This window comes from Bacillus sp. TSO22 (assembly GCF_020223595.1).
In the GTDB taxonomy this organism is placed as follows: domain Bacteria; phylum Bacillota; class Bacilli; order Bacillales; family Bacillaceae; genus Bacillus; species Bacillus inaquosorum.
On the sequence record NZ_JAHAWO010000007.1, the window covers coordinates 1 to 3009 of the forward strand.

Genomic DNA, 3009 nt, shown 5'->3' on the forward strand with positions numbered 1-3009 from the left:
TGGTTAAGTCCTCGATCGATTAGTATCTGTCAGCTCCATGTGTCGCCACACTTCCACCTCAGACCTATCAACCTGATCATCTTTCAGGGATCTTACTTCCTTGCGGAATGGGAAATCTCATCTTGAGGGGGGCTTCATGCTTAGATGCTTTCAGCACTTATCCCGTCCGCACATAGCTACCCAGCGATGCCCTTGGCAGAACAACTGGTACACCAGCGGTGCGTCCATCCCGGTCCTCTCGTACTAAGGACAGCTCCTCTCAAATTTCCTGCGCCCGCGACGGATAGGGACCGAACTGTCTCACGACGTTCTGAACCCAGCTCGCGTACCGCTTTAATGGGCGAACAGCCCAACCCTTGGGACCGACTACAGCCCCAGGATGCGATGAGCCGACATCGAGGTGCCAAACCTCCCCGTCGATGTGGACTCTTGGGGGAGATAAGCCTGTTATCCCCGGGGTAGCTTTTATCCGTTGAGCGATGGCCCTTCCATGCGGAACCACCGGATCACTAAGCCCGACTTTCGTCCCTGCTCGACTTGTAGGTCTCGCAGTCAAGCTCCCTTGTGCCTTTACACTCTGCGAATGATTTCCAACCATTCTGAGGGAACCTTTGGGCGCCTCCGTTACCTTTTAGGAGGCGACCGCCCCAGTCAAACTGCCCACCTGACACTGTCTCCCCGCCCGATAAGGGCGGCGGGTTAGAAGGTCAATACAGCCAGGGTAGTATCCCACCGATGCCTCCACCGAAGCTGGCGCTCCGGTTTCCAAGGCTCCTACCTATCCTGTACAAGCTGTACCAACATTCAATATCAGGCTGCAGTAAAGCTCCACGGGGTCTTTCCGTCCTGTCGCGGGTAACCTGCATCTTCACAGGTACTATAATTTCACCGAGTCTCTCGTTGAGACAGTGCCCAGATCGTTGCGCCTTTCGTGCGGGTCGGAACTTACCCGACAAGGAATTTCGCTACCTTAGGACCGTTATAGTTACGGCCGCCGTTTACTGGGGCTTCAATTCGCACCTTCGCTTACGCTAAGCGCTCCTCTTAACCTTCCAGCACCGGGCAGGCGTCAGCCCCTATACTTCGCCTTACGGCTTCGCAGAGACCTGTGTTTTTGCTAAACAGTCGCCTGGGCCTATTCACTGCGGCTCTCTCGGGCTTGCACCCTAACAGAGCACCCCTTCTCCCGAAGTTACGGGGTCATTTTGCCGAGTTCCTTAACGAGAGTTCTCTCGATCACCTTAGGATTCTCTCCTCGCCTACCTGTGTCGGTTTGCGGTACGGGCACCTCTCACCTCGCTAGAGGCTTTTCTTGGCAGTGTGGAATCAGGAACTTCGCTACTATATTTCGCTCGCCATCACAGCTCAGCCTTATGGGAAACGGATTTGCCTATTTCCCAGCCTAACTGCTTGGACGCGGATATCCAATACCGCGCTTACCCTATCCTCCTGCGTCCCCCCATTGCTCAAATGGTGAGGAGGTGGTACAGGAATATCAACCTGTTGTCCATCGCCTACGCCTTTCGGCCTCGGCTTAGGTCCCGACTAACCCTGAGCGGACGAGCCTTCCTCAGGAAACCTTAGGCATTCGGTGGAGGGGATTCTCACCCCTCTTTCGCTACTCATACCGGCATTCTCACTTCTAAGCGCTCCACCAGTCCTTCCGGTCTGGCTTCACAGCCCTTAGAACGCTCTCCTACCACTGTTCGAAGAACAGTCCGCAGCTTCGGTGATACGTTTAGCCCCGGTACATTTTCGGCGCAGAGTCACTCGACCAGTGAGCTATTACGCACTCTTTAAATGGTGGCTGCTTCTAAGCCAACATCCTGGTTGTCTAAGCAACTCCACATCCTTTTCCACTTAACGTATACTTTGGGACCTTAGCTGGCGGTCTGGGCTGTTTCCCTTTCGACTACGGATCTTATCACTCGCAGTCTGACTCCCAAGGATAAGTCATTGGCATTCGGAGTTTGACTGAATTCGGTAACCCGGTAGGGGCCCCTAGTCCAATCAGTGCTCTACCTCCAAGACTCTTACCTTGAGGCTAGCCCTAAAGCTATTTCGGAGAGAACCAGCTATCTCCAGGTTCGATTGGCATTTCACCCCTACCCACACCTCATCCCCGCACTTTTCAACGTGCGTGGGTTCGGGCCTCCATTCAGTGTTACCTGAACTTCACCCTGGACATGGGTAGATCACCTGGTTTCGGGTCTACGACCACGTACTCATGCGCCCTATTCAGACTCGCTTTCGCTGCGGCTCCGCATCTTCTGCTTAACCTTGCACGGGATCGTAACTCGCCGGTTCATTCTACAAAAGGCACGCCATCACCCGTTAACGGGCTCTGACTACTTGTAGGCACACGGTTTCAGGATCTCTTTCACTCCCCTTCCGGGGTGCTTTTCACCTTTCCCTCACGGTACTGGTTCACTATCGGTCACTAGGGAGTATTTAGCCTTGGGAGATGGTCCTCCCGGATTCCGACGGAATTTCACGTGTTCCGCCGTACTCAGGATCCACTCAGGAGAGAACGAAGTTTTGACTACAGGGCTGTTACCTCCTATGGCGGGCCTTTCCAGACCTCTTCATCTACCTCGTTCTTTTGTAACTCCGTACAGAGTGTCCTACAACCCCAAGAGGCAAGCCTCTTGGTTTGGGCTAATCCCGTTTCGCTCGCCGCTACTCAGGGAATCGCATTTGCTTTCTCTTCCTCCGGGTACTTAGATGTTTCAGTTCCCCGGGTCTGCCTTCTCATATCCTATGAATTCAGATATGGATACCACTCCATTACGAGTGGTGGGTTTCCCCATTCGGAAATCTCCGGATCAAAGCTTGCTTACAGCTCCCCGAAGCATATCGGTGTTCGTCCCGTCCTTCATCGGCTCCTAGTGCCAAGGCATCCACCGTGCGCCCTTTCTAACTTAACCGTTAAAAAGAATCACTATGTGATATCTTGTCTTACTAATTGAATGTGATGTCTACTGTTATCTAGTTTTCAAAGAACACGTT

General features: G+C 53.2%; 1 rRNA gene. It reads right to left on the reverse strand.

The annotated features are described in order from the left end of the window. Nucleotides 1–2927, reverse strand: a 23S ribosomal RNA gene (locus KHQ79_RS08895). Between the last annotated feature and the right edge of the window lie 82 nt (nucleotides 2928–3009).